General features: G+C 36.9%; 17 protein-coding genes and 1 riboswitch. Of the genes, 6 read left to right on the top strand and 11 right to left on the bottom strand.

Annotation, left to right across the window (positions count from 1 at the left end; genetic code table 11):
• Positions 1-89: 89 nt before the first annotated feature.
• Positions 90-2249 (bottom strand): type IA DNA topoisomerase, encoded by a 2160-nt coding sequence (locus NST46_RS13885; protein WP_340002023.1) that lies wholly within the window; start codon positions 2247-2249, stop codon positions 90-92.
• Between the two features lie 515 nt (positions 2250-2764).
• Between NST46_RS13885 and NST46_RS13880 the strand changes: the two genes are divergently transcribed.
• From NST46_RS13880 to NST46_RS13870, 3 genes are all read left to right on the top strand, one after another.
• Positions 2765-2914 carry a hypothetical protein gene (locus NST46_RS13880; protein ID WP_168927287.1) on the top strand — a complete coding sequence of 50 codons (150 nt, stop codon included), beginning with the start codon at positions 2765-2767 and terminating at the stop codon, positions 2912-2914.
• 356 nt (positions 2915-3270) lie between these two features.
• Positions 3271-3382, top strand: a riboswitch (SAM riboswitch).
• 75 nt (positions 3383-3457) lie between these two features.
• Positions 3458-4576, top strand: a complete 1119-nt coding sequence (locus NST46_RS13875; protein WP_340002024.1) for a methionine biosynthesis PLP-dependent protein — start codon at positions 3458-3460, stop codon at positions 4574-4576.
• Positions 4573-5760, top strand: coding sequence for an aminotransferase class I/II-fold pyridoxal phosphate-dependent enzyme (locus NST46_RS13870; RefSeq protein ID WP_340002026.1), 1188 nt, complete (start codon positions 4573-4575; stop codon positions 5758-5760). The genes NST46_RS13875 and NST46_RS13870 overlap by 4 nt, the downstream gene beginning before the upstream one ends.
• 102 nt (positions 5761-5862) lie before the next feature.
• On the opposite strand, the gene dacB is transcribed toward NST46_RS13870, so the two are convergent.
• Entirely contained in the window at positions 5863-7290 is a 1428-nt protein-coding gene (dacB, locus tag NST46_RS13865) for a D-alanyl-D-alanine carboxypeptidase/D-alanyl-D-alanine endopeptidase (RefSeq protein ID WP_341137396.1), read from the bottom strand.
• A 99-nt stretch (positions 7291-7389) separates the two neighbouring features.
• On the opposite strand from dacB, the gene NST46_RS13860 reads away from it, so the two are divergent.
• The 3 genes from NST46_RS13860 (at position 7390) to NST46_RS13850 (ending at position 10377) form a co-directional block, all read left to right on the top strand.
• Positions 7390-7491, top strand: coding sequence for a YjcZ family sporulation protein (locus tag NST46_RS13860; RefSeq protein WP_095308365.1), 102 nt, complete (start codon positions 7390-7392; stop codon positions 7489-7491).
• A gap of 324 nt (positions 7492-7815) precedes the next feature.
• A complete protein-coding gene (locus NST46_RS13855) occupies positions 7816-8433 on the top strand; it encodes a peptidylprolyl isomerase (RefSeq protein WP_340003281.1) in 618 nt (205 codons plus the stop codon).
• Positions 8434-8679: 246 nt separating this feature from the next.
• Positions 8680-10377, top strand: coding sequence for a putative bifunctional diguanylate cyclase/phosphodiesterase (locus NST46_RS13850; protein ID WP_095308364.1), 1698 nt, complete (start codon positions 8680-8682; stop codon positions 10375-10377).
• A gap of 56 nt (positions 10378-10433) precedes the next feature.
• Here the strand turns inward: NST46_RS13850 and tatA are convergent, their stop codons facing one another.
• The 9 genes from tatA to NST46_RS13805 form a co-directional block, all read right to left on the bottom strand.
• Positions 10434-10652, bottom strand: a complete 219-nt coding sequence (gene tatA, locus NST46_RS13845; protein ID WP_340002028.1) for a twin-arginine translocase TatA/TatE family subunit — start codon at positions 10650-10652, stop codon at positions 10434-10436.
• Positions 10653-11061: 409 nt separating this feature from the next.
• Complete coding sequence (locus NST46_RS13840; protein WP_158586218.1) at positions 11062-11229, bottom strand: hypothetical protein; 168 nt, start codon at positions 11227-11229, stop codon at positions 11062-11064.
• 117 nt (positions 11230-11346) lie between these two features.
• Positions 11347-11694, bottom strand: a complete 348-nt coding sequence (locus NST46_RS13835) for a hypothetical protein (protein WP_095308361.1) — start codon at positions 11692-11694, stop codon at positions 11347-11349.
• 25 nt (positions 11695-11719) lie between these two features.
• The gene (locus NST46_RS13830; RefSeq protein WP_341137395.1) at positions 11720-13813 is read right to left on the bottom strand and encodes a hypothetical protein; all 2094 of its coding nucleotides are present in this window, start codon (positions 13811-13813) and stop codon (positions 11720-11722) included.
• A 792-nt stretch (positions 13814-14605) separates the two neighbouring features.
• The gene (locus NST46_RS13825) at positions 14606-16213 is read right to left on the bottom strand and encodes a M20/M25/M40 family metallo-hydrolase (RefSeq protein ID WP_251659112.1); all 1608 of its coding nucleotides are present in this window, start codon (positions 16211-16213) and stop codon (positions 14606-14608) included.
• A 670-nt stretch (positions 16214-16883) separates the two neighbouring features.
• Complete coding sequence (locus NST46_RS13820) at positions 16884-17033, bottom strand: hypothetical protein (RefSeq protein ID WP_158586303.1); 150 nt, start codon at positions 17031-17033, stop codon at positions 16884-16886.
• A gap of 648 nt (positions 17034-17681) precedes the next feature.
• On the bottom strand, positions 17682-18959 hold the full coding sequence (locus NST46_RS13815; protein ID WP_341137394.1) for a surface carbohydrate biosynthesis protein: 1278 nt from the start codon (positions 18957-18959) through the stop codon (positions 17682-17684).
• Positions 18960-19036: 77 nt separating this feature from the next.
• The gene (locus NST46_RS13810; RefSeq protein ID WP_118890337.1) at positions 19037-19351 is read right to left on the bottom strand and encodes a hypothetical protein; all 315 of its coding nucleotides are present in this window, start codon (positions 19349-19351) and stop codon (positions 19037-19039) included.
• Positions 19344-19913, bottom strand: a complete 570-nt coding sequence (locus NST46_RS13805) for a hypothetical protein (protein ID WP_118890338.1) — start codon at positions 19911-19913, stop codon at positions 19344-19346. Before NST46_RS13805 ends, NST46_RS13810 begins: the two co-directional genes overlap by 8 nt.
• Positions 19914-19949 lie beyond the last annotated feature (36 nt).

Here is a 19949-nt window from a genome sequence, read left to right as displayed (position 1 = left end):
TCTACTATTAAGTATACACCATTTTCCACTTAAAAGCTTAAAAACTGATAATTACACATTTTCTTTACGTCCATTTTAGATTTACTTAGTTAAAATTCCATTTTCCAGCTATAATAATCATTGTTGTTATTTTTTTCATAGCTTAAATAGGCGTTAAACTTTTTTCCACCTTTACTTGTAAGGCCTTTAACAAAGGCTTTCTTTTCTTTTAATAACATTTTTACCATTGTCTTCGTCGGCTTTTTACGCATCGAAGCTAAATATTTATCATTTTTCCAAATCACAAACGTACAGCCTTTCTTCCAATTGCTGCAGCCAAAAGCTTTAAAACCGTCTGTCACCTTGCCGCCACATTGTGGACAAGTCCCTAAAACTTCATTGGTTGCGCGCGATGAGGTTACTTTGTTAATAATAACGTCCTCTGCACATTTAATTGATTCAACCGACTCCGTTGTAAAATGAAATACTAGTCGAAGGAACTCTTGCTTGCTCGCTTTTCCTTTTTGTATATCAGACAATGCTTTCTCAAGACGTCCAGTGAATTCCAAATCAAAAAGGTTTTTAACCGGAAAAGTCTCAACAAGGCGCTTGCCAAGCTCTGTACAAAGTAAATTTTTACTTTCTGTAGTAATATATCCTACATCCTTCAGCTTTTTAATCGTCTCTGCTCTTGTTGCAGCTGTCCCGATACTAAATCCGGTTAGAATACTACCCATTAGCTCTTCACTTTCATCCTCTTTATAACTTTTACCACAGGTCTCCATAACACGAAGCAATGTTCTTTCCGTATGATGCTTTGGCGGCTTCGTTACATGCGTAGTGACCTCAGAGCCAATTAATTGAACATGTTCATTTAAGCCCACAAACGGAAGAATCGTATCTTTTGATTGTATTTTCTCAACTTTTTTCCAGCCTTCAACAAGTTGCACTTTACCTTTTGAATGAAAAAAACCACGTAGATCCGTTTCTAAAACTTTCGTGACCAGCTTTGTCTCCTCATATATAGCTATTGGCATAAACTGCATTATAAAACGGTTTTTTATTGCCGAATATACAATTCCTTCATCTGCTGAAAGTCGTTTCGGTTTTACATATGTTGGAATGATTGCACTATGGCTCTCCACTTTCGCGTTATTAAAGACACGCTTTGTTTTCATAAATTTGATTTCATCTTCATATGGGAGGTCCTCGGAATGCACCTTTAACACGTGGGCTGTTTTCGCAACCAGACTTTCTTCTAAAGCAATACTAGAGGTTCGCGGATATGTAATCAGTTTTTTCTCATAAAGTGATTGGGCCACCTTTAGAACTTTATCAGACGTCCATCCCTTATATTTATTCGTTATAAACCCCTGCAGATTGGATAAATTAAATAAAAACGGAGGAAATTCTTTTTTCTTCTCTACTTGCTTATCTATAATAGTTGCTTGTTTGTTTTGAATCAAATTGTGGACTTCTTCCAACACTTCTTTTTTCTTAAACTTTTCATCTTTATTTTCTATATAGATTCCTTCATATTCATGGTTATCTTCAGTCTGGAACGTTGCAGTTAGTTTAAAATAATCCTCTGGCTTGAAATTAGCTATTTCTTGATCGCGATCATAGATGATTTTTAAGGTTGGTAAGAGTACCCTGCCTATATTCAACGCCTTGCTTTTTCCTTGTTGATATTTTAACGTTGCAACAGAGGTTAGGTTGATACCTATAACCCAATCGGCCCATTGTCTGCTAATCCCTGCATCTCGCAATGGTTGCATTGCATTGTTCGGTTTGAGGTTTTCTAACCCTTGCAGCACTTCATTCTGTGTCCATTCGTTTAAGAGCAAGCGAAATACACTAGCTTTCGGCTTTACTCCACCTCGGTAGATAATACTGTCCCCGATTAGCTGCCCTTCCCGGTCGTAATCACATGCTGAAATAATTGCTTCCAGATCATTTCGTTTCATTAGTGAATGGATTATTTTTAACTGTTTTGCAGCTCCACCATCTGTTTGTGATCGATTCCGAGGATTGCTTTTTACTTTATATTTAAATTCAGAAGGGATAAAAGGAAAATTATCCATTTTCCAGCTTCGCATTTTTCCATCATAGTCTTTCGCATCGTATAACTCTACAAGATGCCCAAACGCCCAAGTAATGATATAGTTGTTTCCTTCAAAATAGCCATCTTTCTTCGTTTTTATTTTCAATGCGTCTGCAATGTTTTTTGCGACGGATGGTTTTTCTGCTAGTATTAATTGGACTCCCAATTCGAATTCATCCCCTATCCTTTAACTCCATATCTATTAATTTTCCGTTATTCTCGTTTAGAAACATTCGTTCGATATACTATTATGCCATAGATTACACTTTTTTTCTAATTGATTCCTATACCGAACTTGGCTAAGAATAGATAGGCTGCATTCAAATACTGTTATATTTTTTTCTGCACCACTACAAAGACATTTTTGCGATCCGTGAAGTTATTCTGACGAGCCCAATCTTCTACCATATACGTAAAAACTAGATCTTGCTTTCGTTTACTTAACATTTCTTTGTCCTCTGGATATTAGATTGAATACATTTCCTTCGCAGTTAGATTTAAAGCCATAACAATATTGTCATCTATCTTTTCAATCAAAAGGCAGATATAAGTAATACATCATACTTTTTTCATACACAAAAATATATTAGGTTTTTATTACGCTTATATTTTCCAAGTGAATGGTTAAACTAGCCTCATTGGTGTAAATAATCACCACAAATTTTCACAGGAGGGGCGATAATGTCTGAGGAAAATAAAAACCGAAACAAAGATAAAGGAAAACAAAACAATCACAATAAACATAATAGGCAAGGCAATAATACGGAATTCGCGAGTGAAAATAGTGAGTTTCTAAACTTAGACAATAAGAAAAACAAACGTAAAAGGTAGCATCTTTAGAACAAAAGCGGAAGCATCCGATTTAGCGATGTACCTACGACACCCCGAACTTCGGGTGGTCCGGCGGGTCGAACATTCCTACGAAAGAGATAAAGAAAGCATCTCCCTTTGGGCGTAGTCTAGTTTTAATCGCCCATTCTGTTACATGGTGTCAGTGCCCGCTTTCACCACAGGGGGATAAGTGCGACTAATCCTCTGGCACATAAAGCTGAGTCAATGGTTAAATGTTAACTCAGCTTTATGCTTTACGAACGAAAACAATAAAACGAAATGCCTCTTGCTTTTTTCAGATTTCTAATGTAAGGTATTACTAATATAATTTCGAAAAATTACATAAATCTATTTAATTCTTATCCAGAGAGACGGAGGGACTGGCCCTTTGATGTCTCAGCAACCAGCCGATAGCGGTCCGGTGCTAATTCCAGTAAGCAACTATCCAAGTTGCTTAGAAGATAAGAAGAATGCTGTGCTATTAAGAGCAATCTTCTTATCTGAGGGTTGCTCTTTTTATTTTTTCTATTGGAGGCTAAAAAAATGACAAACAACAGGTTACAAACGAAATTCGTACAACTAGGAAATAAGAGTGATGAAAAAACAGGCGCAATTAATCCACCCATTTACTTATCTACTGCCTATCAGCACAAAGGCCTTGGACAGTCAACTGGATATGATTATACAAGAACGAAAAATCCTACCCGAACTATTTTAGAGGAAGGTATTGCTGACTTAGAGACAGGTGATTCGGGGTTTGCCTGTAGCTCGGGGATGGCAGCTATTCAATTAGTACTATCCCTTTTCCGTTCAGGTGATCATATCCTTGCACCTGAAGACTTATATGGTGGTACCTATCGGATTTTCGAACAATATGCAGAAACCTACCAAATTGAGACTACTTACGATACGTTTGAAACAGTTGAAAAAACGGAGCAGTTAATTAATGAACGTACGAAGGCTCTTTTTATCGAAACACCTACAAATCCATTAATGCAGGAAATTGATATTCTTAGCTACGCAACATTAGCCCAGAAGCATAAGCTTTTACTCATTGTTGACAATACCTTTTTAACACCTTACTTACAACAGCCACTACAGTTAGGGGCAGACATTGTTATCCACAGTGCGACCAAATATATTGGCGGTCATAACGATGTACTAGCTGGATTAGTTGTTGCAAAAGGAACAGAAATCTGTGAAAAGCTATCCCAGAATCATAATGCTACTGGTGCGGTACTCTCGCCTGTTGACTCTTGGCTACTTATTAGAGGATTAAAAACATTAGCGCTCCGTGTTGAAAGACATGAAGAGAATGCAAAAAGCATAGCAAAATTTTTAAATAAGCAACCAGCAGTTTCAAATGTATTTTATCCAAATAAGGGTGGAATGCTGTCTTTCTCTCTCAAAGAGGAACAATGGGTCGATCCATTTCTATCTTCATTAAATTTAATCGTTTTTGCTGAGAGCCTTGGAGGTGTAGAAAGCTTTATTACCTATCCAACAACGCAGACACATGCTGACATACCAGAACAGGAAAGAATTCGTCGAGGCATAAGCAATCATTTACTCCGATTTTCTGTAGGTATTGAGCATGTTGAGGATTTAAAAGCAGATTTACAACAAGCACTATCCAAATTGAATGAGGAGGATGAGAAATGAATCAAGTGAAGCGGCATGTGGAAACGAAATTCATTCATGGATCACAGAGAGGGGAAACAAGCACTGGAGCGGTAAATACGCCTATTTACCTTTCATCTACTTTTCACCAAAACAGCTTTGATGCGTTTGGTCCGTTTGATTACAGCAGGTCAGGAAATCCAACACGTCAGGCATTGGAGGACAAAATTGCAGAGCTGGAAAATGGTTCACACGGATTCGGATTTGCGTCTGGTATGGCAGCCATTTCCTCTGTACTATTATTGCTCTCTGCTGGTGATCACGTATTAGTAACAACGGATGTATACGGCGGAACATATCGTTTCGTATCAGAGGTTTTGAAACGATATCAAATTGAACATACCTTTGTAAATATGACCGATTTAAATGAAACGGCTCATGCCATTCAGCCGAATACAAAAGCGATTTATATTGAGACACCTTCCAATCCATGTATGAATATTACGGACCTTACCGGAATCGTAAAAATTGCCAAGGCTAATAATTGCCTTACGTTTGTCGATAATACATTTATGACACCACTTTATCAGAATCCATTAGACCTCGGGGCAGATATTGTACTTCATAGTGCAACTAAATTTCTATCCGGTCATAGTGATGTGATTGCAGGATTAGCTGTTACTCGTGATGAATCGCTCGGGGAAAAACTTGCTTCTATCCAAAACTCCTTTGGCGCAATTCTTGGTGCTCAAGATTCCTACCTATTACTGCAGGGAATGAAAACGTTAGGGGCTCGTTTGAAACAGTCTAGTCAATCCGCACAAGTATTGGTTGACTACTTAAAAGCACATCGGTTTGTTGAAAAAGTGTATTATCCTGGTTTAGCCTCTCACCCAGGATTTACAATTCATCAAAGGCAGTCCAAAGGGTCTGGAGCTGTCTTTTCGTTCCAATTACCAAATAGAACTGCTGCAAAAGCATTTGTAGATCATGTTCAGATACCTGTTTTTGCTGTTAGTCTTGGAGCAGTGGAATCCATTCTGTCTTATCCTACAACAATGTCACATGCTGCGATGTCGAAGGAAGAACGTGAAAAAAGAGGCATTACAGATGGATTATTACGCTTTTCAGCAGGATTGGAATTCACAGATGATTTAATTGCAGATTTTGATCAAGCACTCCATGCAGCTGAAGTTTATGCTGCAGTAAAAACCTCTGCTTCTTAATCTAATTTAGATTATTGCTTTATTGGCGAGCTCTGTCCTCAGACAATGCGTAAAGGACAGAGCTACTGCAGCTTAAAAGGCTGGGAATAAAGCCTATTACGATTATTTACCTTCCGCCACCACTATCCGTTCTACAATTTCATCCTCAATCACCTTTCCTACTTCTTCACCAAGTAGGTTATTTACCAGGATAGAAAAAATCAACCGCTCTCCATTGGATATATCTAGATATCCTGACAACGTGCTTACCCCCTCAATAGTTCCCGTTTTTGCTTGCACAGAAAACAATTTCATTCGTTCTTGAAGTGTTCCGCCAATCATTCGATCCGCATGTCCAGCTACTGGTAGTGCATGCAAAAATACAGGAAACCACTCCTTTTTCTGAACTTCATACAATAATTGAGAAATTTCATTTGCCGGAATCAAATTACTATGTGATATACCAGAGCCATCTTTGATTAACAGATGTTTTACTGCAATGCCTAGCTGCTTCATTTCCTTCTCCAGTACTGGAATACCTTTTTCCCAACTTCCCTCTTTATGAATCCTTCTACCCATTTCCTTTATTAGCATTTCCGCTATTCCATTATTGCTTAACTTCATAAAAGGAATCAGTATTTCCGAGAGCGGAACGGAATCTTTTGAGCTTAGTACGGTTGCATTCCTAGGGGATTCCCCTATTTTCACTTCACCATCCCAGCTTATTCCTTGCTTCGTAAGAGCGTTGCTGAAAAGCCTCATGGCGTATTCACTAGCGCCCCATACAGACATCCATCGTTTAACGGCCTCAGAAGTATATGCAATTTCACCTGAAATTGTTATTCGATTACTGCCATGCTCCCGTTCCACTATCAAATCATCGTCCAGAGCCTCTTTCACCGTTATTGCCTTATTTTGAACCGTTACATAATCTGTGTTCGGTGATATTGTAAATATTGGCGGCTCTCCAATAACTGTAGGTATCACTTCGATTAACACAGAACCCGTATCATAATCTTTATTTGGAGAAGCTGTCAACGCAGAAACTTCTGCACCATAATAATATTGCTCATCCGACCAAACTAAATCACGAGAAAGTCGTACATGATCATACCACATATCATCCCCAATAATATCTCCAGTTATCTTATGGATACCTTTTTTCTTTATTTCTTCTGCGAACGCTTTAAAGTCCTCCTTCAGTAAAGTAGGATCACCTTTACCAACTAGAAAAAGGTTGCCTTCAAGCGTATCTTTTCTTAACACCCCATCTGTTTGTAATTGTGTAGAAAACGTATAGTCTTCTCCTAATACATTCAATGCAGCTGCAGCAGTTAAAAGTTTCATATTCGATGCGGGACGAAGACGAATATCATGATTATATTCATATAAAACATCCCCAGATACTGCGGAGCGAATGCTAATACCAATTATTGCCCCCTCTAGCTTTGCATCTGTTTCGATGTAGCTATTTAATGCTTCCTTCATATACGCTCGCCTCCCTTCTATGACAAATAGTTCTACATCAATACCACAAAACCCTTTCGTCATCATATACAACAAATCATTTTTTATTTTAACCCCAGCGCCCTGCCAAAAATCCATTCCGTTCATATACTATGTGTAAACGAAAGCAGGGAGGTGTAAAATATGAGTGATTGTGGCGGCCGCGGCAATAGCAGCTTTGCTTTAATTGTCGTTCTTTTCATCCTATTAATTATCGTTGGAACATCTTTCGGAAAGTCATACTAGAGATTGTTATGTAGTACTAAGTTGTGTTCTCCCTTTTTTATCAACTTATTTTCTTTCCTCCTCTCATTAGATAACGGAACCTTGAGGGATGCTTTAGCATCCTTTTTTTGATGAAAAACACCTCCTACAATAGCAACCTTGTAAATTAACAGCAGAAAAGATTACGAATAATATTCTAAAATCAAGGAAAATATAGGACTTTTTGTATTGTGAATGTAAATCGATCCCATGCTATACTATACTCAATCATTTTAGTATGTAAGGGGGATTTATGTGCGAAAGATAAAAGCAAAATGGAAACTATTTTTCCTTATTTCCATCGCTATGGTTTTTGCTCTCATAGTGACAGCTTGCGGAAACGAAACAGAAAATGAGCAAGAAAATAATACTGGTGGACAAGCAGAGAGCTCCACAATTGAAGAAAATCCTATTGTTACCATTACTATGGAGAATGATAAAGAAATCATTGCTGAGCTATATCCTAAAATTGCCCCAAATACAGTGGCAAATTTTATCTCATTAATTGAGGATGGTTTTTATAATGACTTAATTTTCCATCGGGTTATTCCAGGTTTTATGATTCAAGGTGGAGATCCTGAAGGGATTGGCACTGGGGGGCCAGGTTACTCGATTCCAGGAGAGTTTCAATCTAATGGTTTTGATAATGAATTAAAGCATGAACGCGGCGTACTTTCCATGGCTAGGTCTAGTCATCCTGATTCAGCTGGTTCCCAGTTTTTCATTATGGTAAAGCAGTCGTCACATCTCGATGGAGACTATGCGGCATTTGGTAAGGTAATTAAAGGTATAGAAGTAGTAGATGAAATTGTTGCCGCTCAAAGAGATGAAACAGATAAGCCATTAGAAGATCAAAGCATTAAAACAGTCACTGTGGATACAAAAGGGCATAGCTATCCAGCACCCGAAAAAACAGAAGAATAAACGATAACCGAAAATCGCTTAAAGACGGTTTTCGGTTATATCCTCCCTAATCCCTGAGTCAACTTCCAAACTCGAAAAATGACCTAAAATCCCTACTCAAATTATAAAACCACACACCATAGTTCCAATATCCTAGTAAGTTATATAAAGCTCTCCTGATTTCAAGAGTCTGCTTGGCTTTAAAGATATAAATCTAGTATAATAATAGTACTAACTATAGAATCAGTTTCAAGGGAGGTAGTAAAAATGAACCATAAAACGGAGCTAGATAAAATATACCAAAAGCTGAAGGATATTAAATTTGCCCTTGATGCTTCATCAATCGTTGCCATAACAGATAATAATGGAATTGTCACGTATGCTAACGAAAAGTTTTGCGAAATTTCACAGTACAGTGAAGCCGAATTAATTGGCAGCAATCATAATATCATTAATTCCGGCTTTCATCCGAGCTCTTTTTTTAAAGATTTATGGGAAACGATTCAAGACGGGAATGTATGGAGAGGCGAAATAAAAAATAAAGCAAAGGACGGTACTTATTACTGGGTAGATACGACCATTGTTCCATTTTTAACACCTGATGGAGAAGTCTATCAATATATTTCAGTACGTCATGACATTACAACTCGTAAAGAACATGAGGCGTATATCGAGCGTATGGCGTATACAGATCCAGTGACAAAACTACCAAACCGAAATCACTTTCGCAAGTGGGTTGAAAATCAACCAATACAACCACAAGAAGTTGTAGCTGTTTTATATCTAGACTTAGACCGGTTTAAAGCCATTAACGATAATTTTGGTCATGACACTGGTGACGCCATGCTTAAAACTGTTGCTAATCGTCTAAAAGAGTGTTTAACTGAATCAGACTTCATTTCACGACAAGGCGGAGATGAATTCATCATTATTTTGAAAAATAATCTCTCTGAACATGCTATACAAGCGTTGGCAACTACTATATTGAAACAGATCCGTTTACCTTATCAAATCGACGATAAACAGATGTCGACATCTGCAAGCATTGGAATTAGCAGGCAAGCATACGTTTCAAAGGAGTGGCCTAGCATTACTTTCATCGAATCCATAATGAAACAGGCTGATACAGCAATGTATCATGCCAAAAGAAATGGCGGTAACCAATACTGCTTTAATACAGAGGACCAAAATATTTTGCTCGAACGAAATTATCAAATTGACTTAGAATTAAAAGAGGCACTTGGGCGAAATGAATTTACAGTTGTCTACCAACCAATTGTCAATCTTAAAAATAATAAAATCGTTGGTTTGGAAGCATTACTACGTTGGCATAATAAAAAATTAGGATTTGTCGCACCAAATGAGTTCATACCTATCCTGGAGGAAAATGGTATGATTGTTCCAGTTGGGAAATGGATATTGGCAACTGTTTGCAGCCAAATGAAGGTGTGGCAAGAACAAGGAATCTTGCTACAACGTATTTGTGTTAACGTTTCACCAATGCAATTTAAGGATAAGAAATTCATACATGATTTACAGGAAATTTTAAATGAATCACTATTAGATGCGTCTTACTTAGAAATCGAAATAACAGAAGGGACCATTCTTGATATCGAAACTTCTTCTAGAACAATCAATAAATTAAAGGAGCTTGGTGTCAATGTCTCGATCGATGACTTTGGGACAGGCTACTCTTCATTAAGCTATTTGAAACGGCTACCAATTGATACACTAAAAATCGACAAGTCTTTTATTGATGATTTGGATAGAGACGGTGAAATCATAGCAAATACTATCATAAGTATGGGAAAAAATTTAAATTTCAGGGTAATTGCTGAAGGAATTGAAAGTGAAGACCAACTAAATTATCTTAAAAAACAAAAATGTCACGAGGGGCAAGGCTATTATTTCAGTAAGCCCATAGGTGATGGAGAGATTACGGAACTATTCAGTCAATTAGGCTAACCGACTATCACAGGAGCCAGAACACAAAGGCCAGAATCAATTGATTCTGGCCTTTTTTATGCTTTGTTTTGATCCTCTTTTTCTTTTTCTTTTTCTTTATTTTTATTCTCATCCGAAGAATCATCATCTATCAAATTATTTGCAGAACTCTTAAATTCACGCAATGTTTGCCCTGCCGCCTTACCGATTTCCGGTAATTTTTTCGGCCCAAAAATAATTAACGCAAGAATTACAATCAGGATTAGTCCTGGAATTCCTATATTCGCGATACCCATCTGTGTCACCCCCATACTCCACCAATTATACTCCTTTATCTAAAAAATTAAAACATATTGTGCACCTTTCATTCAACTCTAGAGAAATATAGTAGCATACAATCCGGTTATAACATGTATGTATAATGAAAGGAGACGACTCATATTTTAATTAAACCACGATACGGTTCTGGTCGGAAACAGCTGGGATAGGAATAGGATAATCTTTTATAATTCCCTGTGATATATTCGTTTGATCCCTTCCTTTTCAAATGATACAAATTTACTTCGTTGAGCAATAAAGTAAGGGTGTCAAAGTACCTTGAATCAATTAGAACGTTAACACTCTATTTGACACCCCCCTATGTGGTATAGAGAAACTTGTTATCCACATCTTTAGTTATTATTAAATGAATTTCGTTTGGCTCAGCTACTTTATTCTTTCCTCCCTAGCTGCTTTTCTTGCTTCCTTTTTCGCTTTTCTTGCTACTTTTTTCGCTTGCTTAGCTGCCTCTTTCACTTCCTTAACCGATTGCTTTGCTGCTAGTTTCTCTTCCTTATTCGCATGCTTTACAGCTAGTTTCTCTTCTATAGTCATTTTGAATTCTCCTCTCAAGTTAAAGATTCTTTCATTCTCACATCTATCGTAATTAATTTAAAAGTTTGAGCTGTGACCTAAGGTTTGTTAACCTTTCACACAGCCCAAATAATTAATTTACTTCATCTGAAATTCTACATGTGTTGGGTGCTTACTGCTTTTGCTTACCCCCATTTTCATTCCACCGCCACTATTTTCCTGAATAATTTGGAATACAACTTTTCTATCTACATTGGATACATTTATTTTGTATTCTTTCTCTTCTGAGGGGCCAATTGTATCTTCAGTTATTCGTTCTTCATTCAAATAAACTGGTAGCTTTTCTTTTGTTTTTGAATCTTCATCGTATACATTTAGTTTAAAAGGACGACTATATTTTTGATTACTATTTTTAATAGCTACAGTAAGCGTTTCTTGACTTTGATCCGTCTTAATCCTACAAGTAGATACGGATCTTTTACCCATCTAATCTCCTCCTTATCCAGATTATTTACTCATTTCTTAAAGATTCTATTGCATTAAGAATTGCTGCTCGATTACTATCTTCTCTTTCTAACAATACATTTAGTGTATTTGTAAGATTAGTCATTAAATTATCCATATTTTCCGGGTTGTTTTCTCCTCTAAAAGCTTCTAATATACCTATAATAGAAAGTAATGATACTACTAATATGCTTGTATTATCATTGATACCAATATTAATGTTCGTATTGTTACCTGTTGTCAGGGTATTATTACCAGCATTGGCTTCAATATTGTTATTTTCGAATGTTGCATTAGAATCCGAGTCCGCTGTTGCATCTGCATCTGACGTTGAATCGGCATCTGACGTTGAGTCCGCATCTGAGGTTGAATCGGAGTCTGATGTCGCATCTGCGTCTGACGTTGAATCGGCATCTGACGTCGAGTCCGCATCTGACGTTGAATCGGCATCTGACGTCGAGTCCGCATCTGACGTCGAGTCCGCATCTGACGTTGAATCGGCATCTGATGTCGCATCTGCGTCTGATGTTGAATCTGCATCTGATGTCGCATCTGCGTCTGACGTTGAATCGGCATCTGATGTCGCATCTGCGTCTGATGTTGAATCTGCATCTGATGTCGCATCTGCGTCTGACGTTGAATCTGCGTCTGATGTCGCATCTGCGTCTGACGTTGAATCGGCATCTGATGTCGCATCTGCGTCTGATGTTGAATCGGAGTCGGAGTTTGAATTCGAATCTGAATCGGATGTTGCGTCTGAGTCGGAATTTGAATCCGCTGTCGCATCTGCGTCTGATGTTGAGTCGGAGTCGGAATTTGAATCCGCTGTCGCATCTGCATCTGCTGTTGAATCAGAGTCAGAGTTTGAATCCGCTGTTGCATCTGCATCTGACGTTGAATCGGAGTCAGAGTTTGAATCCGCTGTTGCATCTGCATCTGATGTTGAATCGGAGTCAGAGTTTGAATCCGCTGTTGCATCTGCATCTGACGTTGAATCGGAGTCAGAGTTTGAATCCGCTGTCGCATCTGCATCTGCTGTTGAATCGGAGTCGGAGTTTGAATCTGAATCAGATGTAGCATCTGCGTCTGCTGTTGAATCGGAGTCGGAGTTTGAATCCGCTGTTGCATCTGCATCTGACGTTGAATCGGAGTCAGAGTTTGAATCCGCTGTTGCATCTGCATCTGACGTTGAATCGGAGTCAGAGTTTGAATCCGCTGTCGCATCTGCATCTGCTGTTGAATCGGAGTCGGAGTTTGAATCCGCTGTTGCATCTGCATCTGACGTTGAATCGGAGTCAGAGTTTGAATCCGCTGTTGCATCTGCATCTGACGTTGAATCGGAGTCAGAGTTTGAATCCGCTGTCGCATCTGCATCTGCTGTTGAATCGGAGTCGGAGTTTGAATCTGAATCAGATGTAGCATCTGCGTCTGCTGTTGAATCGGAGTCGGAGTTTGAATCCGCTGTTGCATCTGCATCTGACGTTGAATCGGAGTCAGAGTTTGAATCCGCTGTTGCATCTGCATCTGACGTTGAATCGGAGTCAGAGTTTGAATCCGCTGTTGCATCTGCATCTGACGTTGAATCGGAGTCAGAGTTTGAATCCGCTGTCGCATCTGCATCTGCTGTTGAATCGGAGTCGGAGTTTGAATCTGAATCAGATGTAGCATCTGCATCCGATGTTGAATCGGAGTCAGAGTTTGAATCTGAATCAGATGTAGCATCTGCGTCTGCTGTTGAATCGGAGTCGGAATTCGAATCAGCTGTTGCATCTGCATCCGAAGTTGAATCGGAATCGGAATTCGAGTCCGCTGTCGCATCTGCATCCGAAGTTGAATCGGAGTCGGAATTTGAATCAGCTTTCGCTGTCGCATCTGCATTTGAAGTTGAGCCAGAGTCTGAGTCTGAGTTCGAATCTGCTTGGGAATCAGAATCTGCTTGTGAGTCAGATTTTGAATCCACTTCTGCATTCAAATATGCATCAGCATCCGCGTCTGCATCTGCTTCAGCATTTAAATTTTCATCCAGCAATAAATTATATTTATTTAGCTTATTAATATACTTTCTTCTTTTCCTGTATCTATTTGATTCATATTTAGCCAAATAAATTACCTCCTTTCATTTATAAGTTATAGTATTGTTTTAAAATCTGTTTAGCCCGTGCTATCGTCTATTTATAGGGTTTTTTCGAATTTCGGGCTGGATCTATACTCTAGTTAGCAACACTTTTTACTTTCAGTTTGTGATATAACCGGGACAATAGTTAAGTTATGTTTTGACATAAAAAAGAACCTCCGTAGTTACGTACATCGTGCCAGGAGGTTCTGTGTCTTTATATTTGTTGTATTAATGTACACTTTCGCTAATAGGTCATAACATTAAGATCTCATGTTATGATTAAAAAAAATAAAACTTTAGTAAATCCAACTTTTACATAGCGTCCGGCATTCTTTGGAAATGCTTATCCTATCTTTATTTGTATTAATTGTTTGCCCATAACTAACAAATACAATTCGTTAGGAAAGCTGCTGAATACATAACAATCGTCCAATAAAATGCTGCTTTATCGGACGAATAGCAAGAAGGTAGCAAGATTTGATTCGCTTGCTTTATATGAATAATCCAACTGTTCAAGTGATGCATGATTTCCAAATACACCAGCATGCATATAATTTGAATGGAAGTTACATTACCTTGAATGGCATTTGGATGAAGCCTTAGAGTTGCCGAATGAATGGTTTCTTTAATTTGACTCGTATCAAAAGATATAATCCCTTGTTACGTACCCGTATTATACATCTTTATCCCCAACTTTTACCATACCATTATCTAATTCATCACCTACATAACGTCCAACAAAACCATCTTCATCAGCAATGGAAATACAGCAAGCACCTATAATCTACTAATCTTATGGATTAAAGTTTCCATTATAACAGGAAATTCTTCAAAAGCATTTTTTAAACTTAGTCGTTCTGTACGTTTATGGGCATCATATCCTAAGGGGCCGACATTAAGTACCGGTGCATTCAGCCGCTGCATTCCCTCAAATGGAATCGAATAGCTATCCCCCCATACTGGTGTATTATCCTCAAATGCACTCCAACCATCTGACATCCCCATATAGTTTACATAGCTAAGGTCACATAGCCCGTTAAAATAGTGAATGCGTTTCATCTCTAAATTAAATTTATCTTTTGCTAACTTTTTTATAAATGTTGTACAAGCTTCAACGAGTTCATTACCAGTTGAATTTACTGCGGGGTAATATGGTGGTGCTAAAAGAATTACAATTGCCGGAGCAAGCTCTTGACATTGGAGCATTAACTTGTCGGTTATACGTAACGATTTTTCTCGCTCATCCCAGCCTTCTTCATACTGAATATCAGCTATAACATCGTTAACGAACCCTTCACCTAACTTTTTTATAGCGTAGTTTAATAAATCTTTGTAACGAATAACTTGTACCTTCCCGATCGGCTCTACATTGTTTTTCTCACAAATTTTCTTGTACGCTTCATTACATTTAGCCACAGCGGTTTGAGCTACGGATTCAAAAATATCAAATATCTCCTTTGCGCTGCGCTTCATCATAAAAATATTATATAATGCCGAAGATCTGTATGGTGTTTGCGTAGAATAGAGTAATCTTAAATCTGTTTGCTGTAATGTAACCGGAAGTGGTGTGGTTTCACCTAATACAGTCTCTTGAAACGAATCGTTCCATTCCATTTCTCGTGTTAAAAAAGATGCAATAAATGGTGAAGTCATTCCACTCAATGGCTCACCAGCATGTGTTTCCCTACCATAAAACAAAGCAGCTGCAAGTAATTTACCCATAGAACCTGTATATAAATAGTGTGCTCGATCCATTGGCTCTTGGGTGAAAACTGGTTCACTATTTAAAAATAATTTATAGCTAAAATGATACTTTTTTTGCAGCTCCAAAAGTATCGGAACAGCATGCCGCATACCAGATGAATTCACTTCCTCATCAGGAACGGTTAATAATAACAAATTAATTGGCCATTTTTCGACGGTCGCTTTTTCTAATAAGCTCATATGCATGACAAGTCCCATTTTCATGTCCATCGTCCCTCGACCAAATAAATATTCACCAGATTCTAAATCCCTCTGCACCTCATTGGGCAACGCTTCTTGATTTTCTCTTAATACCTTTGTAAGTTCTTCAGGCTGCGTTGCTAATGGTTCTAAAGAGCCGTACTCCTCTGTATTTACTGTATCAAAATGGCTCATCAAGCAGATGGTTTCTTTTGCATTAGGATGTTTATATAATGCTGTTAGAAACTTCCTCCTAAAATTTGCTTCATGTAACGCCAATTGATCTGGAAGTTGCTGAAAATACAGCAAGTCCTGCAGCTTTGCTTGTAGCTTTGCAGGAAATTGCCGCTCCCCCTCCGAAAGCGTCATACTCTTCCAGCTTACTACTTCTGCTAATAGTGCACGTAACTTTTCCGGTTGATTCCATTTTAAATTGCTCATAATTAAATCCTCCCATCTCAGCTAAATTGTTCACACCAAAAGAGAACGTTTTCATTTTTTGAAACGAAGAATAAAATAAACTTTATCTAGCAGTCTTCCTAAAATTCATTTAAGCTGAAATAAAACATACTTACTCCTGATTATAACAGGAGTATTTTTTAAATAATATATCCCTTTTAAATTTTATATTCCAAGTCAGATTTCATTTCAATTGTAGTTGTAACAAAAACGTTTAGTTGAAATTACACACGAGGAATGGAGTTGAATATTGTAAACAGCGGAAAGGAATTTACATTTGATGATTTATGGATGTAATTGGTAACCCATTCAATATGTAAGCGATGGAAATGGGTAAAGTACTTCATACTTGAAAATATGTTAAGGAAATTACAGAATAAGAAGGAACAACCGTTGCTTTTAAAAGCTCTGAAAAGGAAACCAGAAAAAAATTGAGAAATCCACACTAGTGTGAAAAAATTCGATTGGATATTGATGGGTTTAACAAGACAAGTAGTCCCTTTTGATGGAATGTATTTGATAAAGTAGCAAATCCGCCTTTTGAACAGCCTTTCAGTATTGCTACCGATTTTTTAATTGGATTTCTTTTTAAATAACAAACCAATGGTAACCACCATTGGTTTGTTATTTATTCAATTTGTTTCTTGTAAACTTATCGTAAATTTCTTGCTTTAATTGGTCGATTTATTGCCCATCTACTATTCGTTGCACCATCAAGGCGACGTGACTTTAATACTTGACTTGATCCACATCCACAACCTTTTTTTCGGATCTTCTGTGCTTTTACAGAAATTCCACTCATCTTGACACCTCTTTTCCTATTCACTAAATTAGTATATGTTTCCAATAAATAAAGGTAAAGGCGATAGTATACGTCCAATTAGTCAATATTCATTTAAATTAGGTCGTTCGCCTGAACAAGCTATACATATTTACATAGAATATAATGAGTATCGATATATGATAAGCGTATCGAACTCACTACGTTGTAAAACACGGCATAGAGATAAAGAATCGTTAAGCACAAACTTACCGATAGCCTTCTGTTAATTACGACGTTATGGAAAATAAATTATCTGACGATGTTTTTTCTGCAAAGCTGCATATGGCTGCTCCTTCATCTCCTGACTGAGCCATTACGTTTCTCATTTCATATGTCAAACCTCTTTTTTAGGCTAGCTTATTTCCAGTAGTCATCTCATATGTTGACAACAAAAGATACTCATTAAAAGTATCTTTTTTTTTTGCATTCATCAAGGTCGATAAGCAATTTTATAGTGTTTTGATATAAACATAAAGTTGTGAAAGGAATATGGTTTAAAAAAATACAATTTAGAGGAGGGTATTATGCAACCACAAGCCAAGCTTTGTACATTTATTACATTACGGAAGGGAAACAAGGTGTTTATATTTTTTTCCTAAAAAAATTGGCATGTCTAAATCTCAAAATTTATTTTTGGTATATATCATAAAGATTCTTTCCTAATTTCTTAATAATAAAACCACTATTAGATTTCTCTACTTCATTTAATTTACTAAAAAAGTGCACAATCTCCGTATTTGTAAGCGATGGAAAAAAATGCTTCACTTTCTTGTTTTCTTTTAAATAGAATGTTTTTTGTGAGGAAGATAATCTTCTGGAAGATGGTGTTAGTTTAATGGTACTTAATAAACGTAATATTTCAACGTAGGAAAATTCTTCGTTCGACCATTCATAGTACTGATTTAAATATTTTTCACTCTCTATTACGTGTTGTTTGTATAGATGATCAGCGGAATGCTTATTTAGTATATTCTTTAATATGTTATTAACCTCGTGTGTGTTTTTAGCTTTGAACCCTAATTCATTTGGAAATTCCACGTCAAATTCTTTTGAAGTAACTGGTATATATGAAATGATCGGGCTTCCAACTAAAAAAGCCTCGATGCTTGAAGTACAACCATTTTGGATAATTACTTTAGCAGCCATAAGCCACTTAACAATACTTCCTTCATGAATTACATGTACATTATGGTGTTGGGAGAATGTTTCCCGATAAGCGTTTATATTCTCTCCTGGATGTGGTCTAACAACAAAGTTAGTATCAGGAAATCTCACACACACATCTTTGATCAGATTCAAGAAATAATCGTATAAGCGCTTTATATACAAAGTAAGCTCATCTGTATTTTGGTTTTTCTTTTCTGTTATAGAATTATACAGTGTAAACCTAGTATTGATCAAAACAAAGTCATGATATTTTTTTCTTATATCTTCAACCTCTTTTTCATAGAAAGGTTGGAACTTTGATTTTAAAAGATCGAACCTTGGATGGCCTACAATATGGCATTTACTTGCAAATTCCTGTGTAACTTTGGTAATGGTTTCTTTTTGAAATTCTCCCCAACAATATTCTTGTGTTACCAATTCAAGCATTTCTGACCTCATCCTGTCATCTAGGTACTGTGTTGTATTGCTCAAAATTAACCCCTCTTCGTCCAGTTCAACTATCATATGTCCGTTATTTTTTGCATTTGTTATAATTCTTTTTCTAAATCCTTTTGGATAACCTTTTGAAAAAAAGATTCCATTAGGATATGTTGCTGATGCTAACTCAACCATTCTATGTTCACCAATAATGACACGGTAACCTTCTTTTACAGCATAATATGCTAAAAGCAACTTAGCATCTAATTCTCTGACTTTTATTTCTACCGGGAGATATAACCAGCTTTTATGATTACCCAATTTAATCACCTCGTAACCTTTCTATAGAAACAACATAGTCGGCAGAAAGTAATTTTTATTTTTAGCATAAGCTAACATTAGGTTTTTTTTAATATATCAATAAGTTCCTCAAAATCCTTTTGATTATCTTCGATTATGGAATCCAGGTAAGACGATAATTCTTTAACAGATGATTCCGATTCATCACTTCTTACACCTATATCATGTTGTTTTTCCAAAAGTATTAACATAAAACTAATAAACATATGTAATGTATTTTTTTCCAAAAAAACAAAACTGTTGTTTTCTTTCCTATTGTCACTTCCTAATTCCTCCAAATGTTCCTTCTTATACCCATCTATTAATTGTTTAATTAATTTTTCTATGTTTGAATTGTTTTGGTTATTATTCATTCCCCTCCTCCTCCACTATTGTTCCATTGACATTAATCTGGTTGAAGGAACTAATTCCATCTTTTGCTTCATCCCCATAAGTAAATCCCATTATACTGCCTGCATAGGTAGATTTCGGTAACCATTTCATTTGAAAATTTGAGAAAGTAAGTGTTTCAGAAGGATTAAGCACACTTTTCCCAACAGGCTTTAGCCAATACTCCTGTTTATCCATTGGATCATTTATCCGTTCCCACGCATTTGTCAGTCTCATTTTTTGCTTGGAATCCTTATATAAATATTTCCCAGAAAAGTCAAAGGGAGAATCTTGGGACACTTTTATACATATATATGGATTAGTGAGCGGTCTTCCTCCTACATTCTGTATATGAAAAGAACCTAGGCAGTAATTTTCGATTCCCGGTTTATGAAATATATTTAGTGAATATGAGAAGTAGCTGATTACGTGGAACTCGTTCAATGCTTTCCTTTCTGTTACCAAAGATTTAATTTCATTTAGATATGAAGTATTCATTTCCTGCCATTTTACGATTTTTTGTCGTATTTCATCAGTTCTTTTCATGTAATAATTCACCTCCATAAAAAATAAAGAGAGAAA

Source organism: Oceanobacillus sp. FSL W7-1309 (genome assembly GCF_038002145.1).
Classification (GTDB): Bacteria; Bacillota; Bacilli; order Bacillales; family Amphibacillaceae; genus Oceanobacillus; species Oceanobacillus profundus.
Note: the sequence above shows the minus strand (reverse complement) of the source record. Positions and strands in the feature narration are given on the sequence as shown.